Annotated in this window: 2 protein-coding genes; both read left to right on the top strand. The window is 62.2% G+C overall.

Translation table 11 applies throughout. The features are described 5' to 3' along the window. On the top strand, window positions 1–187 hold a 187-nt coding region (locus AC1DYX_RS31015; protein ID WP_477266051.1), incomplete at its 5' end, for a choice-of-anchor Q domain-containing protein. Between the two features lie 232 nt (window positions 188–419). Beyond that, window positions 420–1,561: DUF1565 domain-containing protein (locus AC1DYX_RS31010; RefSeq protein ID WP_477266049.1), on the top strand; the 1,142-nt coding region annotated here is incomplete at its 3' end.

The raw sequence follows: 1,561 nt of genomic DNA, 5'->3' as shown, positions 1-1,561 counted from the left end.
CGCGACCGTCAGCTCGGATCCGCTGTTGAAGGCCTATTCGCGCACGGTGACGACGCCTGACTTCCACCTGAGCACCAGCTCGCCGGCTATCGGTCGCGGCATCTCGACCAACACCTACCCGACCGACCTGGACGGCAAGCCGCGCAACAGTACGACCGGCTACGACATCGGCGCCTACCAGCACTGATCACGTCACCACGTCCGGCGCCGGCACGGCGCCGTAGCCCGGTTCAGGAAGCGTCGCCTTCCTGAATCGGGTTTTTCGTTTTGGGCGGCCGATCCCGCAGCGCATCGCGGGTGCACCCGTCCGGTTTTGTATGTTCGTTACGCCAGGAAATTTTTTTCGAAAAACGTTGAACTTAGGCAGTTTCCTTGCGTCAAAGGGTTATCTTCACTCTTCAATGTAAGGAATTTTTCAGATGAAAAAACTGGTGACTTTTGCTTCGGATCTCCGTCTCAACGCCCTGCTGTGCTGCAGCGCCACGGTGTTGTTGACCGCATGTGGTGGCGGCCTGACCGACACCGCCAACGGCCAGCAGGCACAGACCGCTGCAATCACGACGAGCGCGGACGCGACCGCGGCAAACGGTGCCGCGACGACGCCGAACACGGTGGACGCAGCCGCGGCGCAAGCGACCGGCGCATCCGCACCCGCCACCGCCTCGGACGGCGCACCTCACCTGCTGGCAATGGTGACGAGCGTCGACACCACGTCGTCGATGATGTCGACGCCGACCACCTCCTATAACTATTACGTGTCGCCGACCGGTTCGGACACGGCCGCAGGCACGCAGACCGCACCGTTCAAGACCCTGGCCCGCGCGGCCCAGGTCGCGACGAAGCCTGGCACGACCGTCCATGTTGCACCGGGTACCTACGCCGGCGGCATCAAGACGACGGCCAGCGGCACGAGCTCGGCCCGCATCTACTGGGTCTCGACGACGAAGTGGGGCGCGAAGATCGTGCCGCCGGCCAGCTCGTCGAACAACAATGCCTGGGATAACCGCGGCAGCTATGTCAGCATCGTCGGCTTCGACATCGACGGCACGAATTCGGGCAGCGGCACCAAGTGGACCCATGGTATCTACACCGGCGGGTCGTACACCATGATCGCGGACAACCAYATYCACCACATCGCGAAGACCGTCAGTTGCACGAGCGCGGGCGGTTCGGCGATCGGCGTCGACAGCTATTACAACGGCGTGCTGGGCGACGTGGTGAGCAACGTCGTCAACGACATCGGCCCGTCCGGCTGCAGCTACGTCCAGGGCATCTACGTGTCGACCTCCGGCACGATCAAGAACAACCTGGTCTATCGTGTATCCGGCGCGGCGATCCACCTGTGGCACGACGCGACCAAYGTGRWSATCACCAAYAACACGGCGACCACGTCGAGCTTCGGCATGGTCGTCGGCGGCGGTGACTTCTATCACTCGACGGCCGGCGCGAACAACGTGTTTGTGGCCAACAACATCGTGTACGACAACAAGTACGGCATTTCGGAGCAGGGCAAGACCGGTACGTCGAACCAGTACAAGAACAATCTCGTGTACAAGAACAC

Source organism: Massilia sp. P2_C2 (assembly GCF_056404615.1).
Note: the sequence above shows the minus strand (reverse complement) of the source record. Positions and strands in the feature narration are given on the sequence as shown.